This window comes from Reyranella sp. (assembly GCF_050185545.1).
GTDB lineage: Bacteria > Pseudomonadota > Alphaproteobacteria > Reyranellales > Reyranellaceae > Reyranella.
On sequence record NZ_JBFWZI010000008.1, the window covers coordinates 42970 to 61006 of the forward strand.

General features: G+C 66.4%; 15 protein-coding genes and 1 tRNA gene. 3 read left to right on the forward strand and 13 right to left on the reverse strand.

The annotated features are described in order from the left end of the window. Positions 1–135: 135 nt before the first annotated feature. From mgtE to AB7O82_RS03800, 3 genes are all read right to left on the reverse strand, one after another. Positions 136–1497, reverse strand: coding sequence for a magnesium transporter (gene mgtE, locus AB7O82_RS03790; RefSeq protein WP_428544076.1), 1362 nt, complete (start codon positions 1495–1497; stop codon positions 136–138). Continuing rightward, positions 1494–3776, reverse strand: a complete 2283-nt coding sequence (locus AB7O82_RS03795; protein WP_428544074.1) for an NADP-dependent malic enzyme — start codon at positions 3774–3776, stop codon at positions 1494–1496. Before AB7O82_RS03795 ends, mgtE begins: the two co-directional genes overlap by 4 nt. A gap of 94 nt (positions 3777–3870) precedes the next feature. Further along, positions 3871–3955 (reverse strand) — tRNA-Leu (locus tag AB7O82_RS03800). A gap of 9 nt (positions 3956–3964) precedes the next feature. On the opposite strand from AB7O82_RS03800, the gene lipB reads away from it, so the two are divergent. Beyond that, entirely contained in the window at positions 3965–4741 is a 777-nt protein-coding gene (lipB, locus tag AB7O82_RS03805) for a lipoyl(octanoyl) transferase LipB (RefSeq protein WP_428544072.1), read from the forward strand. Here lipB and AB7O82_RS03810 read toward each other — a convergent pair. Then, positions 4719–4982, reverse strand: a complete 264-nt coding sequence (locus AB7O82_RS03810; RefSeq protein WP_428544070.1) for an acylphosphatase — start codon at positions 4980–4982, stop codon at positions 4719–4721. The genes lipB and AB7O82_RS03810 overlap by 23 nt on opposite strands. Positions 4983–5115: 133 nt before the next feature. Between AB7O82_RS03810 and AB7O82_RS03815 the strand changes: the two genes are divergently transcribed. Continuing rightward, positions 5116–8022, forward strand: coding sequence for a DUF4114 domain-containing protein (locus AB7O82_RS03815; RefSeq protein ID WP_428618665.1), 2907 nt, complete (start codon positions 5116–5118; stop codon positions 8020–8022). A gap of 245 nt (positions 8023–8267) precedes the next feature. Here the strand turns inward: AB7O82_RS03815 and AB7O82_RS03820 are convergent, their stop codons facing one another. From AB7O82_RS03820 to AB7O82_RS03845, 6 genes are all read right to left on the reverse strand, one after another. After that, entirely contained in the window at positions 8268–10238 is a 1971-nt protein-coding gene (locus AB7O82_RS03820) for an acetyl-CoA carboxylase biotin carboxylase subunit (protein WP_428618667.1), read from the reverse strand. Between the two features lie 2 nt (positions 10239–10240). Beyond that, positions 10241–10459 carry a 2TM domain-containing protein gene (locus AB7O82_RS03825; RefSeq protein ID WP_428547152.1) on the reverse strand — a complete coding sequence of 73 codons (219 nt, stop codon included), beginning with the start codon at positions 10457–10459 and terminating at the stop codon, positions 10241–10243. Between the two features lie 186 nt (positions 10460–10645). Next, positions 10646–12178 carry an acyl-CoA carboxylase subunit beta gene (locus AB7O82_RS03830; RefSeq protein ID WP_428547149.1) on the reverse strand — a complete coding sequence of 511 codons (1533 nt, stop codon included), beginning with the start codon at positions 12176–12178 and terminating at the stop codon, positions 10646–10648. Between the two features lie 131 nt (positions 12179–12309). Further along, complete coding sequence (locus tag AB7O82_RS03835) at positions 12310–13182, reverse strand: phosphonopyruvate hydrolase (RefSeq protein WP_428618669.1); 873 nt, start codon at positions 13180–13182, stop codon at positions 12310–12312. A 2-nt stretch (positions 13183–13184) separates the two neighbouring features. Next, a complete protein-coding gene (locus AB7O82_RS03840) occupies positions 13185–13901 on the reverse strand; it encodes an ATP12 family chaperone protein (RefSeq protein WP_428547143.1) in 717 nt (238 codons plus the stop codon). Beyond that, positions 13898–14641: a glutathione S-transferase family protein gene (locus AB7O82_RS03845; RefSeq protein ID WP_428547140.1), complete on the reverse strand. Its 744-nt coding sequence runs from the start codon at positions 14639–14641 to the stop codon at positions 13898–13900. The genes AB7O82_RS03840 and AB7O82_RS03845 overlap by 4 nt, the downstream gene beginning before the upstream one ends. A 224-nt stretch (positions 14642–14865) precedes the next feature. Here AB7O82_RS03845 and AB7O82_RS03850 point away from each other — a divergent pair, with 224 nt between their 5' ends. After that, the gene (locus tag AB7O82_RS03850; protein WP_428547137.1) at positions 14866–15513 is read left to right on the forward strand and encodes a 2OG-Fe(II) oxygenase family protein; all 648 of its coding nucleotides are present in this window, start codon (positions 14866–14868) and stop codon (positions 15511–15513) included. A gap of 106 nt (positions 15514–15619) precedes the next feature. On the opposite strand, the gene AB7O82_RS03855 is transcribed toward AB7O82_RS03850, so the two are convergent. From AB7O82_RS03855 to AB7O82_RS03865, 3 genes are read right to left on the reverse strand one after another with little or no spacing between them, the layout of a single operon-like run. Beyond that, a complete protein-coding gene (locus AB7O82_RS03855) occupies positions 15620–16393 on the reverse strand; it encodes a 2-keto-4-pentenoate hydratase (protein ID WP_428547134.1) in 774 nt (257 codons plus the stop codon). After that, positions 16390–16887: a TRAP transporter large permease subunit gene (locus AB7O82_RS03860; RefSeq protein ID WP_428618680.1), complete on the reverse strand. Its 498-nt coding sequence runs from the start codon at positions 16885–16887 to the stop codon at positions 16390–16392. Before AB7O82_RS03860 ends, AB7O82_RS03855 begins: the two co-directional genes overlap by 4 nt. A gap of 31 nt (positions 16888–16918) precedes the next feature. After that, positions 16919–17989 carry a hypothetical protein gene (locus tag AB7O82_RS03865; RefSeq protein WP_428547131.1) on the reverse strand — a complete coding sequence of 357 codons (1071 nt, stop codon included), beginning with the start codon at positions 17987–17989 and terminating at the stop codon, positions 16919–16921. Between the last annotated feature and the right edge of the window lie 48 nt (positions 17990–18037).

The window sequence follows — 18037 nt, forward strand, 5'->3', positions numbered from 1 at the left end:
CTACGTCGACGGAGGCGTCATGGTCATGCGGACCGCGAGCGTCTCGCCCGCTCGTGATCTCAGGATGATGAGCGGGCGAGACGCCCGCGGTCCGCATGAGTCGATGACGCCTTGTGTCCGGGAAAAAGAGAAGCCCTACAGCAGGAACGCCGTCGCCAATCCCAGGAAGGCCAGGAAGCCGATCACGTCGGTGACCGTGGTAAGGAACACGGTCGACGACACGGCAGGGTCGATGCCGAACTTCTGCAGGCCGAGCGGGATCAGGGTACCGGCGAGGGCAGCGGCGAGAAGATTGCAGATCATTGCGGCGCCGATCACGGCGCCGAGCCGCCAGTCGCCGTACCAGGCGACCACGGCGACGCCCATCAGGAAGGCGAACACCAGGCCGTTGAGGCCGCCGACCGCGGCTTCCTTGGCGACGAAGCGAAAGGCATTGGCCGCCGTAAGCTCGCCCATCGCCAGGGCGCGCACCGCCACCGTCACGGTCTGCGTGCCGGCGTTGCCGCCCATCGACGCTACGATCGGCATGAGCACGGCAAGCGCCACGATCTTCTCGATCGAGTGCTCGAACTGGCCGATGACCAGGGACGCCAGCACTGCCGTGGCCAGATTGACGGTCAGCCACATCGCGCGCAGGCGGGCTGTCCGCACCGGGTTTGCGTGCATGTCGTCGATGCCGACGCCGCCCATCTTCAGGAGGTCGGCCTCGGCTTCCTCGTCGATGACGTCGACCACGTCGTCGACCATGATCACGCCTTCGAGCCGGCCCTGCGCATCGACCACGGGGCACGACACCAGGTTCATGTCACGGAACAGGTGAGCGACCTCGGCCTGCTCGGTCAGCGCCGGCAACGAGGGGATGTCGGGATCGACGATGTCGCGGATCGGCACCGGTCGCTTGGTGCGCAGCATGCGGCCAAGCGGCACCGAGCCCTGCAGCCGTCCGGTCGCATCGACCACGAAGATGTCATAGACGTCGTCCGGCAGGTCGGTCGCCTCGCGGCAATGGTCGATCACCTGGCCGACCGTCCAGCCGTCCGGCACCTTGACCAGCGACCGCTGCATCATGCGGCCCGCGGTGCCTTCCGGATAGGCGAGCGCCTTTTCGATGTCGGCGCGCTCGTCGGGCGGCAGCTCTGCCAGGACCTCCAGGAGCTCATCCTGAGGCAGGTCCTCGAGAATCAGCGCGGCATCGTCGGCTTCCAGCTCGTGGGCCGCCGCGGCGATATCCTTGCTGTCGAGCTGCTCGAGCACGCCATCGAGAACCTCCTCGTCGAGCTCGATCAGGGCCCTGGGATCGAGGTCGCGCTTGAGGATGCCGACCAGCTTGTCGCGCTGGAGCTCCGTCACCTGCTCGAGGACGAAGGCCTGGCCGCTGGCGCTGAGCCCGGCCAGCAGGCTCCTGACTTCTTCGGTACGATCTTCGGCGAGCGCGGTCTCGACGCGCCGGATCAGCTCCGGCGGGACTTCGTCGAGGGTTTCCGCCTCCCCGTTCATCCCCGCGCCTCGGCCAGGCGCTGCGCCTCGACGACCGCGAGCGCCGTCATGTTGAGGATGCCGCGGGCGGTCACCGACGGCGTCAGGACGTGGGCCGGCAGCGCCGTGCCGAGAAGCATGGGACCGATATGGAGACCGTCGGCCGCGTTCTTCAAGAGGTTGAAGCCGATATTGGCGGCATCGAGCGACGGGCAGACCACGAGGTTGGCGGCGTCCTTGAGGCGTGAGCGTGGGAACACGCTGTGGCGGATATCCGGATCGAGCGCGGCATCGCCGTGCATCTCGCCGTCGACCTCGAGCGTCGGCGCCCGTTCGTGCAGCATCCTGACCGCCTGCGCCATCTTGCGTGCCGAGGGATGATCGGAGCTGCCGAAGCTCGAATGCGACAGCAGCGCCACCTTGGGTTGGATGCCGAAGCGCAGCACCTCGTCGGCCGCCAGCAGGGTGATATTGACCAGGGTCTCGGGATCGGGATCGTCGTTGACGTAGGTGTCGGCGATGAACAGCGACTTGGTCGGCATGACCAGGAGGCTGAGCGCCGCCATGTTCTTGACGCCCTCGCGGGTGCCGATGACGTCGCGCACGTGATTGAAGTGGGTGCGGAAGCGGCCGTAGGCGCCGGCGATCATCGCATCGGCATCGCCCAGCCGGACCGCCAGTGCCGCGATCAGGGTCGGGCTGGAGCGCACCAGGTTGCGCGCCGTCGGCTCGGTGACGCCGCGCCGTTCCATGAGCTGGTGGTAGGCGCTCCAATAGCGGTCGTAGCGCGGATCGCTCGACGGATCGATCAGCTCGGCATCGACGCCGGGCCGGAAACCGAGGCCGAGCCGCTCGGCGCGGCGCCGGACGATCTCGGGCCGGCCGATCAGGATCGGCCGGGCGACACCCTCGTCGAGGATGATCTGCACCGCGCGCAGCACGCGATCGTCCTCGCCGGCGCTGAAGATCACCCGCTTGGGCGTGCTGCGTGCCTGCTCGAACACCGGGCGCATGATCAGGCCCGACTTGAACACGAACTGGCTGAGTTGCTGGCGGTAGGCCTCGAAGTCGGCGATCGGCCTCGTCGCCACGCCGGAATCCATGGCCGCCTTCGCGACCGCGGGGGCAAGCTCGACGATCAGGCGCGGATCGAACGGCTTGGGGATGATCTGGCTGGGGCCGAAGCCGCCCGCCTGCTCGCCGAAGGCGCGCGCCACCACTTCCGAGGGCTCCTTGCGGGCCAGGGTCGCCAGGGCGCGGACGCAGGCGATCTTCATCTCGTCGTTGATCGTCCTGGCCCCGGCATCGAGCGCACCACGGAAGATGTAGGGGAAGCAAAGGACGTTGTTGACCTGGTTGGGATAGTCGCTGCGGCCGGTCGCCATGATGGCGTCGTCGCGCACCGCGGCGACGTCTTCCGGCGTGATCTCGGGATTGGGATTGGCGAGAGCAAAGATCAACGGCTTGGCCGCCATCTCGGCCACCATCGGTTTCTTCAGAACGCCTGCTGCCGACAGGCCGAGGAAGATGTCGGCGCCGCCGATCACCTCGGCGAGCGTGCGCGCTTTCGTGTCGCGGGCATAGCGTTCCTTCCACGGGTCCATCAGCTCGTTGCGGCCCTTCCACACCACGCCGGCGATGTCGGTGACCCACATGTTTTCGCGCGGCAGGCCGAGCTTCTCGAGCACGCCCAGGCACGACAGCGCCGCCGCGCCGGCGCCCGACACCACGAGCTTCACCTTGTCGATATCCTTGCCGACCAGTGACAGCCCGTTCAGCACCGCGGCGCCGACGATGATCGCCGTGCCGTGCTGGTCGTCGTGGAATACCGGGATCGACATGCGCTCGCGCAGCTTCTGCTCGACGTAGAAGCATTCGGGCGCCTTGATGTCCTCGAGATTGATGCCGCCAAAGGTCGGCTCGAGCGCCGCCACGACCTCGACCAGCTTCTCCTGGTCGTCCTGCGCCAGCTCGAGATCGAATACGTCGATGCCGGCGAACTTCTTGAACAGGACGCCCTTGCCCTCCATCACCGGCTTGGCGGCCAGCGGTCCGATGGCGCCGAGACCCAGCACGGCCGTGCCGTTGGTCACCACGGCCACCAGGTTGGCCCGCCCGGTCAGTTCGGCGGCCGTGGCCGGATCGCGAACGATCTCGTTGCAGGCCGCCGCGACGCCAGGCGAATAGGCGAGCGAAAGGTCGCGCTGAGTGGCCATCGGCTTGGTCGGAACGACCTCGGTTTTTCCGGGTCGCGGCAGACGGTGGTAGCGCAGCGCGCTTTCGGTCAGTTCGTCCGCCACGCCGGCCTCCGCTCCTGCCTCATCGACCCCATCAACAAAAAGGGCCGCCCGAAGGCGGCGATTGGGTCACCCTTTTCGATCGAACCGGCGAGTTTGGTGCGGCCAAGAAGACTCGAACTTCCACGCCTCGCGGCACTAGCACCTCAAGCTAGCGCGTCTACCAATTCCGCCATGGCCGCGCCGGATCGATGCGGCGGGGGATACCAAATAGCCCCCCCAGTGGCAAGGCGACTGCGCGCCCTATTGCGCTGGGCGCGGCCAGCCCCGATTTTGCCATCATGGATCGACCGGAATGGCGCCTGTCAGTCGGGCCCGTACCCTACCCCGAAGCCCTCGCCGTCATGGAGAGCCGGGTCGCCGACATCCGCGCCGGCCGCGCCGGCGAGCTGATCTGGCTGCTGGAGCACCCGCCCCTCTACACGGCAGGGACCAGCGCCAAGGCGCAGGACCTGCTGGAGCCGACGCGCTTTCCGGTCCATGTCACGGGGCGTGGTGGGCAATACACCTATCACGGTCCCGGCCAGCGCGTGGTCTACGTGATGCTGGACCTCAGGGCGCGCCGGCAGGATGTGCGGCGCTTCGTCTTCGACCTGGAGGAGTGGACCATCCGTGCCCTCGCCCGCTTTGCCGTGACGGCGGAGCGGCGGGCCGGCCGGGTCGGCGTCTGGGTCGGCCGGCCCGACAAGCCGCGCCCCGCCGACGGCCAGCCACGCGAGGACAAGATCGCCGCCATCGGCGTGCGCATTCGCCACTGGGTGTCGTTCCACGGCCTGTCGATCAATGTCGAGCCCGACCTGTCTCACTATGCCGGCATCGTGCCGTGCGGCATCAGCGGGCACGGCGTGACCTCACTGGTCGATCTCGGCCTGCCGGTGACACTGGCCGATCTCGATTCGGCGCTGGCGGCGACGTTCGATGAGGTGTTCGGCAGCGAATCCGCCGTCAAACCGTCGGCAGCCGCCTGAAGCCTTCGGGCACATCCGCCCCATCGGCCGGCAGCACCTCGACCGTCTCGACCCGCGCGAGCGATGGACCGCGCCGGCACGCCGCGACCATCCTGTCGACCATCGCCGCGTCGCCGGCGAACACCGCTTCCACCGTCCCGTCGCAGCGATTGCGCACCCAGCCGCTGAGCCCGAGTTGCCGCGCCACTGCCTGCGTCCAGTCGCGATAGCCGACACCCTGGACCCGGCCGGTGATTCTCACACGAACGATCTTCAGCGAGCGCTCCACGACTGCAAGACCGAGCGCCCGTTTTATCCGTTCGCGGCAATCTTGTCGCTTTCGGACTGCAGGAGCTTGCCTACGGAGCGACGGGAAAGACGGCTAAGCTCGCGGAATGTCCCGCGTAACCATCCCCCACTCCACCTATCTCGACCTCACCAGCTACGGCATGACGACCGCGACCACGGTCGAGACGGCCTACGATCTCGGGCCTGCCGTGCCGAGCCAGACCACGCTCAACGTCGCGCTGATCCTGCCGCGTGCCAACGATCCAACGGCGCTGCTCAACGGCGACTGGGCCTCACGCCAGGCTGCCCTGGCGCAACTCGACAAGAGCGGCACGCTGTGGAGCACCTACGGCGCCAGCCAAGTGACCTTCGAGGCCACCACGGCCGCTCTGGAGCTTCTCGGTATTCCCATTCTCGGCGACGCATCCGGCGCCGGTGGCTATATCACTTCGGCCGACTCCCGCACGATCTGGGTTCAGCTCACGCCGGAGAACTTCACTGCGCTGTTCGATCGCACGCTCTACGGCGCCGGACCATACCTGCAATACTGGAACGGCGATCTCACCCTGCCGGACACGATCGATGTCGCGGGCATCTGGTTCGACGCTCCCCCGATTTGGGGCACCTATCCTGCCACCTCTGACATGTCGGGTGGCGCCGTCGCCGATCTCGAGGATGGCTACCTGAGCATCGGCAACGGCCTCGCCTCGACTACCCCGACATTCGACTACACCGGCAATGCCGGCCAGTGGTTCTACAACTTCCCGCTCGCCGGCAAGGACGACGTGCCGACGGCGACGATCGGTCTCGTGGAGCCGCTGATCGGCGACGCACTCCCCGACGATCCGGGCTATACGTTCCAGCAAGGGCTTGACAGCTTTCGACAGAATACGGGCTTCGGTCCCGGCAAGTACTACAACGTCGCCCACAACGGGCAGAGCTACGAAGACGGCAATAATGCAGAGCGCTCGCTCGACATCGGCGTCGTCGCCTCGGCGGCGCCGGGCAGCACGATCGGCCTCTATGCCGGCTCGGGCAACAAGAACAACGCCACCGGCAACGCCTACACGGCCTACCAGGCGGCCTTCCACGACGAGGTGCACAACCCCGCCGTCGTGTCCTCGTCGTTCGGCATATTCCAGCAGACCCATCCGGACTCGATCTTCCGCACCGCCGTCGACGAGCTGTTCGTCGATGCCGCGCTGCACAACATCACGACCTTCGTTGCCAACAACGATTGGGGGTCTAGCTACAACTTCCCCAACGGCCTCGCCAACCAGAACATGACGCTGAGTTCGCCTTACGCGGTGCTGGTTGGAGGCACGTCGCTCACCACGCTCGCCGCGGCGTCGGGCGACCCCACGATCTACGATCCGAGCGATCCGTCGCAGTCGTTGCTGGGCAAGGCGCTGGCGCACGATCCGGCAACGCTGTGGCTGCTGGTAGAGGGCGGCCTCGCCACCATGCCGACCAAGGTGACGGGGACGCAGGGTGAAGAGACGACCTTTCTCGAGGCGGTGTGGAACGTCTACGCTTTGCGCGACAACAAGACGGTCCTCAACCCCGGTCTCGGCCTGACGGCGGGCGGCGCCAGCGACGGCGGCGTCGACACCACCCGGCCGACGCCGGCCTATCAGGCCGCCTTCGGCCTGACGCCGACCAGCGTCAATCCCGATGGCGGAACCGGGCGCGGCGCTCCCGACGTGTCAGCGAATGCCGGCGGCAACACGTGGTTCTACGGGCCGCCGCCCACCATGGCGCCAGGCTCGCAAGCCGACATCTGGGACTACTGGGGAACCAGCGCCTCGACGCCACTGTGGGCTTCCCTGGCGGCGCAGATCGACGCCGTGTTCAGCGATCAGGGCCTGCCCAATCTCGGCTACGCCAACGACCTGCTTTACCAGGCGGCAGCCCTTGCGCCCGCTTCGTTCAACGACATCGTGTTCGGCAACAACACGTCGTCGTACCTGGACGGCGGCCCCATCGACAGCGACGGCACGCAGATCACGCTGACCGGCTTCGGCTACAATGCCGGCCCGGACTATGATCTGGCGACTGGGTTGGGCTCGCCCAACGGTCTGATCCTGACCCGTACCCTGTCGGCGATCGCGCACGCACAGACCTCGTTCGCCGACAACCCGCCGGTGCTGAACGGCGATGGCACGATGGGTGCGACGCAGAGCCTGCTGGTCCAGACCACCTCCGCGGTCGAGACTACCGTAACCGTGATCGACGGCAGTCACGAGCAGCAGGCAACCAGCAAGGCGACGGCACCGTTTGCGTGGACCGCCAGGCTGGCCCAGCAGTCGCTGCAGGAGGACTTCGACCCGGCGCTGGTGCGCCTGTTCGACGGCCACCATCAGGGTGCCTTGATCCAGGTGCAAGGCGTCGAGGATACGCCGTTCGAAGTAAAGATCGATGGCGCGTCAACGACACTGCCGCAGGTCACGTTGACCAACGATTTCGGCTTCGTCGACTTCGCCGAAACAACCGGCAAGGGCACCGTTCACGTGGCGCGCGAAGTGGCGACCGCGGAGACGGCGGGCGGCCACGACGACCAGTTCGCCGTAGTGCGGATCCGCCAGAACGGTATCGACGAGGTTTCGATCACGCTTTTCCGTGTCGATGATCTCAACGGTACGATCGGCGGAATCAAGCCAGGCGAAGCGCTCTACGCCACGGCGGCTGAGACACGTGCCTATCAGACGACGGAGGGCGGCAGCACGATTTTCGGCAACGGTTACGGCATATACACCCAGGCGATGTTGACCAACGTCGATGCCGGCGACCTGATCGCCATCAAACTCACCGACCACACGACCGGCCACGACTATTGGAGCTTCGCCCAGGCCAACGAGGTCGGCAGCGACGGCACCCATGTCGGCCACGCCTGGAACTATGGCCTCAACACCTGGGGCTTCGAGGACCAGCTGGGTGGTGGCGATCGCGACTTCAATGACGTCGTCGTCGGCCTCGACTTCACCAGCACGTCGGGCAGCGGCTGGCTGCTGTAATCATTCTCCTCCTCACGAAGGGGGTGTCCGCGTAATCGCGTACGGAGGGGACATGAGTCTTCCGGACCGCGGGCGTCCCGCCCGCTCATGATCATGATCATGATCATGAGCGGGGGGGACGCCCGCGGTCCGGAAGAGCTTGACCCTTCCGCCTGCCTGCGCGAAGCCGAAGCGGCTTCGCTTCGGCGAAGGCAGGTCCGCGAAGACGCGGACACCTCCCCAGCCAGGCTGGGGAGGAGAAGAGGTCAGGCGAACTCAATGATCTTCTGGTCGACGCGCAGGCTGTCGCCGGGCTTGGCGTGCAAGATCTTCACCGTGCCGTCGCGAGCCGCGCGCAGGACGTTCTCCATCTTCATGGCCTCGATGACTGCCAGCACCTCGCCCGCCTTGATGTCCTGGCCCTCGCTGACCGCGATCGAGGACAAAAGGCCGGGCATGGGCGAGAGTAGGAACTTCGAGGTGTCGGGGGCAGCCTTGACCGGCATCAGGGCATAGAGCTCAGCCTGGCGCGGCGTCAGCACCAGCGCTTCAACCTGGCCGCCCTCGCTGATCAAACGCCAACCCGAGCCCACGGCATCGACCTGCACCGCGACCGCCTGATCGTCGATTCGGCCGTGGAACAGCGGCTCGCCAGGCGACCAGAAGGTTTCGATCGCGAGGCTACGCTCGCCCACGGTAACCAGGTATCCCGACTGGGCTGGCGTCACCTCCAGCGCTACCGGCTCGCGGCTCATCATCACGACGCGCCTGTCGTGCAGCACACCGAGACGCTCCGACTTGATACGGTCGACCACCGCGGCGACGGCTGCCAGCATCGCCGGATCCCGCGGCGGCAGATGCGCCGCCGTGAAGCCACCCTTGAACTCCTCGGCGATGAAGTTGGTGGTGAGCCTGCCCTCGCGGAAGCGCGGATGGGCCATCAGCGCCGCCAGGAACGGCACGTTGTGCGACACACCGCGCACGTAGAACTCGTCGAGCGCCCGGCGCATGCGCTCGATCGCGTCGAGCCGCGTCTGGCCGTACGTGCACAGCTTGGCGATCATCGGATCGTAGAACATCGAGATCTCGCCGCCCTCGTACACGCCGGTATCGACGCGCACGTCCGGTCCCGCCGGCGGCTCACGGTACTTGATCAGGCGACCCGTCGACGGCAGGAAGTTGCGGAACGGATCCTCGGCATAGAGTCGCGCCTCGACTGCCCAGCCCTCGAGCTTCACGTCCTTCTGCGCGAGCGGCAGCTTCTCGCCGGCGGCGACGCGAATCATCAGCTCGACAAGATCGAGGCCGGTGATCAGCTCGGTCACCGGATGCTCGACCTGCAGTCGCGTGTTCATCTCGAGGAAGTAGAACTTGCGGTTCCTGTCGACGATGAACTCGACCGTACCGGCACTCTTGTATTGCACCGCCTTGGCGAGCGCGACCGCCTGCTCGCCCATCGCCTTGCGCGTCGCCGCGTCGAGGAACGGGCTCGGCGCCTCCTCGATCACCTTCTGATGGCGGCGCTGGATCGAGCACTCGCGCTCCCACAGATAGAGGCAGTTGCCGTGTGCGTCGCCGATCAGCTGGATCTCGATATGGCGCGGCTCCTCGACGTACTTCTCGATGAACACGCGATCGTCGGCGAACGACGCCTTGGCCTCGTTGGTCGCCGAGCCGAAGCCCACGCGTGTCTCCTCGTCGTTGTAGGCGATACGCATGCCCTTGCCGCCGCCGCCGGCCGAGGCCTTGATCATCACCGGATAGCCGACCTCACGCGCGATCTTCACGGCCTCCTCGGCGTTGGCGATGGCGTCGAGATAGCCCGGCACGGTGCTGACGCCGGCCGCCAGCGCGAGCTTCTTCGACTCGATCTTGTCGCCCATGGCGTGGATGGCGTGGGCCTCCGGCCCGATGAACACGATGCCGGCCTTGGCCAGCGCCTCCTGAAACTCCTGCTTCTCGGACAGGAAGCCGTAACCGGGATGGACCGCCTGCGCGCCGGTCTGCCTGCAGGCCTCGACGATGCGGTCGATCAGCAGGTAGGACTGGGCTGAAGGCGGCGGACCGATCAGCACCGCCTCGTCGGCGGCGCGCACGTGCAGGGCGTCGGCATCGGCCTCCGAATAGACCGCCACCGTCTTGATGCCGAGCCGCTTGCAGGTGCGGATGACACGGCAGGCGATCTCGCCACGATTGGCGATCAGGATCTTGTCGAAGGGCGGCTTCTTGGCAGCCATGCTTATGGTTCCTTCTTGGTACGGTCGAACAGGCCCTTGGACCAGGCGGTGTGCGCGGCAATCAGGGGCAACCACGCGGTCAGAGCCCACAGCCACCACGGATAGCGACTGCTGAACAAGGCGTTGACGGCGATCAGGACGAGCAGCGTGAACAGCGCCACGATCAGGTGCAGCCGCAGCGGCCGCGCGCGCCGCAGGCGCTCTTCGGGAGAGAGGGTCATGAGGGCGCGCTCATGGCTGGGAGCGCGCCACTCCAGTGGCGCTCATGCGCTTCATGCGGACCGCGGGCGTCCCGTTCGCCCGGCGCATTCATATGCGCCGCTCATGACTCATGAGCGGGCGGGACGCCCGCGGTCCGCATGAGCGCCACTGGAGTGGCGCGCCCCCGGCGATGAAAGTCGCGAGACTCACAGCGGAATATTGCCGTGCTTGCGCCAGGGATTCTCCAGCTTCTTGTTCTCGAGCATTTTGAGCGCCCGGCAGAGTCGACGGCGCGTGCCGTGCGGCATGATCACGTCGTCGATGAAGCCACGATTGGCGGCGACGAACGGATTGGCGAATTTCTGCCGATATTCCTCGGTGCGCTTGGCGATCGCGTTGGCGTCGCCGATGTCGGAGCGGAAAATGATCTCGACCGCGCCCTTGGCGCCCATCACCGCGATCTCGGCTCCCGGCCAAGCGTAATTGACGTCGCCGCGCAGGTGCTTGGAAGCCATGACGTCGTAGGCGCCGCCATAGGCCTTGCGCGTGATGACCGTCACCTTGGGCACGGTGGCTTCGGCGTAGGCATAGAGCAGCTTGGCGCCGTGCTTGATGATGGCGCCGTACTCCTGCGCCGTGCCCGGCAGGAAGCCGGGCACGTCGACGAAGGTCACGATTGGAATGCTGAACGCGTCGCAGAAGCGCACGAAGCGGGCGCCCTTGCGCGCGCTGTCGATATCGAGACAACCCGCCAGCACCATCGGCTGGTTGGCGACGAAGCCCACCGTCTGGCCGGCCATGCGACCGAAGCCGACCACGATGTTGCCGGCCCATTCGGGCGACAGCTCGAAGAAATCGCCCTCGTCGACGACCTTCAGGATCAGCTCCTTGATGTCGTACGGCTTGTTGGGATTGTCCGGCACCAGCGTGTCGAGCGAGGGGTCATTACGGTCGGCCGGATCGAGGGTCGGACGGACCGGCGCCTTCTCGCGATTGCTCGACGGCAGGAAATCGACGAAGCGACGGAGCTGCAGCAGCGCCTCGACGTCGTTCTCGAAGGCGAGGTCGGCGATGCCCGATTTCTGGGTGTGCGTGAGGGCACCGCCCAGCTCCTCCTGGGTCACGCTCTCGTGCGTCACCGTTTTCACCACGTCGGGACCCGTCACGAACATGTACGAGCTGTCCTTCACCATGAAGATGAAGTCGGTCATGGCTGGCGAGTAGACCGCGCCGCCGGCGCACGGCCCCATGACCATGGAGATCTGCGGGATCACACCCGAGGCCATGACGTTGCGCTGGAACACGTCGGCGTAGCCAGCCAGCGAATCGACGCCCTCCTGGATGCGTGCGCCGCCCGAATCGTTCAGCCCGAGGACCGGCGCGCCGACCTTCATGGCCATGTCCATGACCTTGCAGATTTTTGCAGCATGCATGGCCGACAGCGCGCCGCCGAAGACGGTGAAATCCTGGCTGAAGACGTAGACCAGCCGGCCGTTGATCGTGCCGTGGCCGGTGACCACGCCATCGCCGGGGATTTTCTGGTTCTCCATGCCGAAATCGATCGAACGGTGCTCGACGAACATGTCGAATTCCTCGAACGAGCCGGGATCGAACAGGGCGTCGATGCGCTCGCGGGCCGTCAGCTTGCCCTTGGCATGCTGCGCCTCGACGCGACGCTTGCCTCCCCCCTGGCGCGCGGCAAGGCGCCTGCGCTCCAGCTCCTCCAACAAATGCTGCATTGCACTCTCCGGCTTCGTGACCGTTTTGGGACATTGGCAGGGCGACGTCCAGTCACGATGCTCATGCGGACCGCGGGCGTCCCGCCCGCTCGTCTCGTGTGCGGGCGGGACGCCCGCGGGCCGCCCGAGCATCACCGCAGGAAGCGCTTCTCGTCGGCCTGGACCCGGCCCAGCCCGGGAAGGTCGAAAACGTCTTCGACCGTGGCGATGCTGGCCTCCACGCCGTGGATACCGCCGTCGCGGCGGATGCGGGCAAAGGTCTCGCGCATCGCCCCGACGCTCGCCCGAATGGCATGGTTGCCCCAGATCAGGAGCCCGACCTTGCCGAGCGCCCGCACGCGCGCCACCGTCATCTGCGGATAGGCCGTCGGCACAAGCGCGAGCGGCGCCTTGCCGTTCCAGGCCCGGGCGAAGGCCTCGATCTCGTCCGGCGTCTTCTGCTTGGAATGGACTAGGATCATGTCGGCGCCGGCCGCCTCGTAGGCCCTTGCCCGTTTCAGCGCCTCGTCCTGGCCGAGCCCCGCGATCAACGCTTCGGTACGGGCGACGATCACGAAAGAAGGATCGCGGCGCGCGGCGCGCGCTGCTTCGATCTTGCCCTGGAATTCCTCGATGCGGACCATGTCTTGGCGGCCGCCGGCGATCAGGCTGGTCACCTTGGGGAAGCTCTTGTCCTCCATGACGATGGCAGCGGCGCCGGCGCGCTCGTACTGTTCGATCGCGTAGAGCACGTTGATCGCGTTGCCGAAGCCGGTATCGATGTCGGCAACCACCGGCAGGCCGCTGCGGTCGACCATGGCGCGGGTCATGTCGAGATGCTGCGTCATCGACACGACGCTGACGTCGGGCACGCCATACATCGCCGAGAGCTCGAAGCCTGAGGCCCAGATGGCGTCGAAGCCGGCTTCGGCGGCCAGCATGGCTGACAGCGGGCTATGCGCCGCCATCGCCTCGACCAGCCCGGACCGGGCCAGCGTTTCACGCAATTTGCTGCCAGCCGACATGCTCATCCTCTCAGCCGTTGATTTTCAAGACAGACAAGGAAACGGGAGCCGGCGGCAAGGTCGCGGCGGATGCCGGCATGGCGCTCGGCGGCAATCGGATCCTCGCCCCAACGCTCGATCTGGTAGAGCTCGTCGAGCTGGGCCGCGTCGAACGCTTGTTGCGCCGTCAATCGCCCTTCGGCGACGGCAAGTGCAATCAACAGCGAGCCCGCGATGTGCGTCAGGTTGTAGAGCGCCGACAGTGCCAGATCGGAATGCGCTGCCACGGCGGCGCGCAAACGGGCGACCGAGTCGGTGGGCTGCGCCACGAAGCTCGCGCCCTCGACGACGACCAAGGGCGCACCGTAGCGACTCGCCGACCAGTCGAGCAGCGGTTGCCATAGCGCACGCTGTCGCTCGACCAGAGCCGGCGGATCGGTGGCGCGATAGCAGAGCAGGTCGGACTCGGCATACTTTGCGGTGTCCGCGATCACCTGCTCGCGCTGGGGGGTCACGCGGTCGATTCCGGTAGCGGCCAGTCGGGTGAGCGGCAGATGCGATATGCCGATTTCGGCTCCCTCCGGCACGGCGCCCCATTCACCGGCAATCGCCTCGGCAAGAGCACGCGTGGGCACGACCAGAACCGCCTTGGCCGGAGTCCGCATCGGCTTGCCGTCGAGCAGCACGCGATGACCGCCGTCGGTCCGCTCGACCGCCGTCTCCTTGTAGAACCGCTTCATCCCTGCCCTGCCTGGGTGGTGAACGGCTCGATCCGCGCCACGGCGAATGCCGGCCGGGCCTGGATCGATGTCCACCAGGCCGCCACCCTGGGATGTCGCGCACTGGCCATCTCGTCGGGTGCGATTTCCTCGTCGAGGCGCTTGACGAAAGGCACGGCGCCGATGTCTGCAAGCGAATATCGATCGCCGGCGAGCCACGGCGTTTGCTGCAGGGTCTCCTCCATGCGATCGAGCAGCCCGCTCACCAGCCGGCCGCGCGCCTCGACGCGTTCGTCGTCGGTATAGGGCCGCCGCGCCGTCCTGAGCCAGGCCTCGCGCCGCTCGCGGCTCGGCACCCTTGCGAGCTTCTCGGCCAGCTCGGCGTCAGACCATTGCTGCGCGACCTTTGCCATCGAGTGTGCCCAGTTGAAGACGATCAGGTTGCCGATCAATCCGTCGACGTGACGGATCCAGTTGCGCATCACGGCACGCCCGTAGGGATCGGCCGGCCGCAGCGGTGGTTCCGGATAGGTCTCGTCGAGCCATTCGCAGATCGTGCCGCTTTCATAGAGCGACCGTCCGTCATCCAGGATGAGCAGGGGAATGACGCCGTTGGGATTGAGCTTCAGGTAGGCCGGCGAATGATGTTCCATCCTGGTGAGGTCGATGATCCGGCTCTCGAACGCCAGCCCCTTTTCGGCGAGGCAGAGCCGCACGCGCCGTGAAGCACTCGATCGCCAGCCATGATAAAGCGTCAGCATTGCAGCCCTCGTGGGTTTCGCGGTTTCCGCCACCTGTCGCCAAGCGGTTTCGACCACCGCCCTCTCTTCACATGGTTGTGATCATCCGCTGCGAAGAATCAAGACGACATTACATTCGAAACCCGGTCTGGCTGCGAAAAGCGGTCTGTGTGAATTCGGACACATAGCACCCCTGACGTATCGGACATAATGCCTGGCGGCTCTGCTGATTATTCTGGGTGCACATGAGTACCGCGCACGAGATCGTTCCGCTGTTCGCCACTCCGCTGGTTACGGTCGAGGTCCCGGAAGCGGCAGCACTCAACACCGATCTCCGCCGGGTGATCGAGCAGCGTGAGCAGACCCAGCCCAGCACCCGGCATTCCAACCAGGGCGGCTGGCAGTCGAGCTGGGACATGGACCGCTGGGGTGGCGTGCCGGCGATCAAGCTGCTGGCGATAGGGCGCAATCTCGCCAACCACGTGACGACCGACCGCAAGGGCACTCCCGGCAATGGCCCCCACCCGGGCTACGCCGTGACCTGGACCGCCAACATGTGGGCAAACGTCAATCGCAACGGCCACGGCAACGAATTCCACTCCCACCCCGGAGCCTTCTGGTCGGGCGTCTACTATGTCGACGACGGTGGCATCGCCAGCGACGAGTCGCTGGGCGGTGAGCTCGAGTTCATGGATCCGCGTGGCCCCTTGCCGGCCATGTTCGCGCCGCATCTCGCCGTCGCCATGCCGGGCGGCCTCGGGGCGGGCGCCACCGAGCGCGTACGGCCCAAGGCTGGTCGCCTGGTGATGTTTCCGTCATGGCTGATGCACCAAGTGCGCCCCTATCACGGCACCGCCACGCGCATCTCGATCGCCTTCAACCTTACGGTGTAGGATCGGACCACGACCAGTGCGGGAGCGCGGTAGTCGCTCCCATTCTTGCCGAAGGTGAGGATCTGATGGTTGCCAAGTCCGACATCTCTTGGGAGGCATAATGCCTTCAGCGGCCGAAGCGGATCGTGACCTGGCCGAGCAGGTCTCCGAAATCGGCGACGACCGAGCTCCCAGGCGTGACGAAGTGCAGACCTGTGCAGGTGCCCGCAGCAATCAGCTCACCGGCACGCAGCCTCGAGCCGCGGCGCGACAGTTCATTGGCGAGCCAGGTCAGCGCCAGCAGCGGATGGCCGAGCACCAGGGCACCCGTCCCCGCTCCTTTGCGATCACCGTCGATCGACAACGTGACCGCGTGGCTGGCGAGGTCGAGCCGGCGCCAGTCCTGCAACGGCCGGCCGGCGACGAGACCGCCGTTGAAGGCGTTGTCCGCCGTGATCTCCTCGATGCGCCGTGTGCGCCAGTCATCCAGCCGCGTGTCGCAGATCTCGATTACGGGCACGACGGCATCTACTGCTGCGCTCACCTCGTCGCGATCATATGGTGCAGCTCGAGGTGGCAGATCGGCACCGAGCCGGAAGCCGAACTCGGCCTCGACGCCCGCGACAAAGAACTGCGCTGGATCCAGCGCCGGCTGCAGCCAAAGCAGGGTGCGGAACAGGCTGCCGGCGATCGGACCGGGCGAATTGACCAGGCGCTGCGACTGCTCGGACGAGCAGCCCACCTTGTGGCCAACGACGATGTCGTCCCACTTGGCACAGAAGGCCTCCTGCACCGCGTAAGCGTCGTCGAAGGTCTTGACCTCCGGGAGCCCCGGCGTCGGTTGGCGGTTGCGTCGCGCCGCCACCAGCCGGTCGGCAGCCCGTTCCACGGCACTCTTCATCGCATCGCCCCTGTCAGCACCGTCGCCACCGAAGGCACGAAGACGACCAGCATCAGCACCCCGAACACGATCAGCGTGTAGGGCGTCGCGGCCGCCCATACCTGGCGCATCGTGATCTCCGGCGGCGCCACGCCCTTCATGACGAGCAGCAGCAGACCGAAGGGTGGCGTCAGCAACCCGATCTGCAGCGAAATCAACAGGATCACGCCCAGCCACACAAGATCGAGATTCAGCGCATTGGCAAGCGGCATGAAGAACGGGAAGGTGAGAAGCATCATGCTGATCTGGTCCATGAACGAGCCCAGCACCAGCAGCACCGCGATCATGGTGAACACGGCGATGAGCGGCGTCATCTCGAACTTGGCGATCTCCGCCAGCGCACCATCCGTGGTGCCGGAAAAGGCGAGTATTTGCGAGAAGGTCGTCGAGGCGGCGATGATGAAGAATATCATCGTCGTCACCACCGCCGTGCTCTTGAGGCTGTCGAACAGGATCTACCAACCTCGCTGCGCAATGTGAAAGCGCCTACTTGGCCATCGGCACGATAGCGTAGTGCTGCATGATCGAGCCGCGCCCGCGGCTCCATGACGGGATGAAGCAGGAATGGCCGCCGGCATCGCCGCCGCCCATGGTGATCAGGATGTCGTCGGGCCGCAGGCCACGATGGATGAAGCCGGCCTGGGCGAGCCCGTGCGCGTGGTCACCATGCTGGGCGTCGTACTCGCGCTCGCGATACTTGCCGACTCCCATCATGCCTTCGACCGACCGCTTGGCCTGCGAGAACAGGAATTTCTGGGCGTCCTCGCGTGTCCACCCGGCGGCGGCGACGATGTGCATGTGCTCGGGCGCCAGCACGACGACGCTCTGGCCGAGCGTGATGCAGCCATAGTTGGCCATCGCGTCGGCCACCGAGCCCAAGATCTGCTCGGGCGTGTTGCCGCCATGGTTCTCGACGTTGCAGAAGCCCCCGCCGGCATAGGCGGTGACGCTCGACAGACCCTTGGCGTAGCCCTGGGCCTCGCAGAGCAGCGGCCACGGATTGCCGCGCGCCCGCTCGGCGATGCAGAAGCTGTACTTGCCGGGATTGCCCTGGGTCGACTTGTCGGAGATGCCGGGAAGCATCTGGAAGACGTTGCGCAGGATCAATCGCACGGCGCGGCCGATCGTGGCGTTGGCGCGATTGCCCGGGCCAAACAGGTTGACGTCCGAGTTCATGCCGATCTCGTCGGCGTAGGGTCCGCTCACGATCAGCAGCGGCGCCGATCCACCGGTGCTCGCGGTCGAGCCGTGGAAGTTGAAGTCGGCCCGGTCCATCGCCTGGAAGGCTGCCACCAGGACAGGAAAGTGCTCCGGCAGGCAGCCCGCCATGACGGCATTGACCGCCGCGCCATGCAAGGAGAGTTCCAGCCCGGTCGCCGGATGGGTGGTGATCACCGTGTTCCACGGCCGGCTGTCGGCCGCGGCCATCGCCTTCACCCGATCGACCTGCGGCGGTACCACCGGCAGCCCGTCGGTCCAGCCCTGCTCGTAGCAGTAGTCGATGGCGCCAAGCAGATCGTCCGGCGCCTCGTGAATGCGGGGTGAAGCCCCAGCCATCGAACATGCTCCCAATCAGTTCGCCGACACTATGGGCGCCGAACTGTC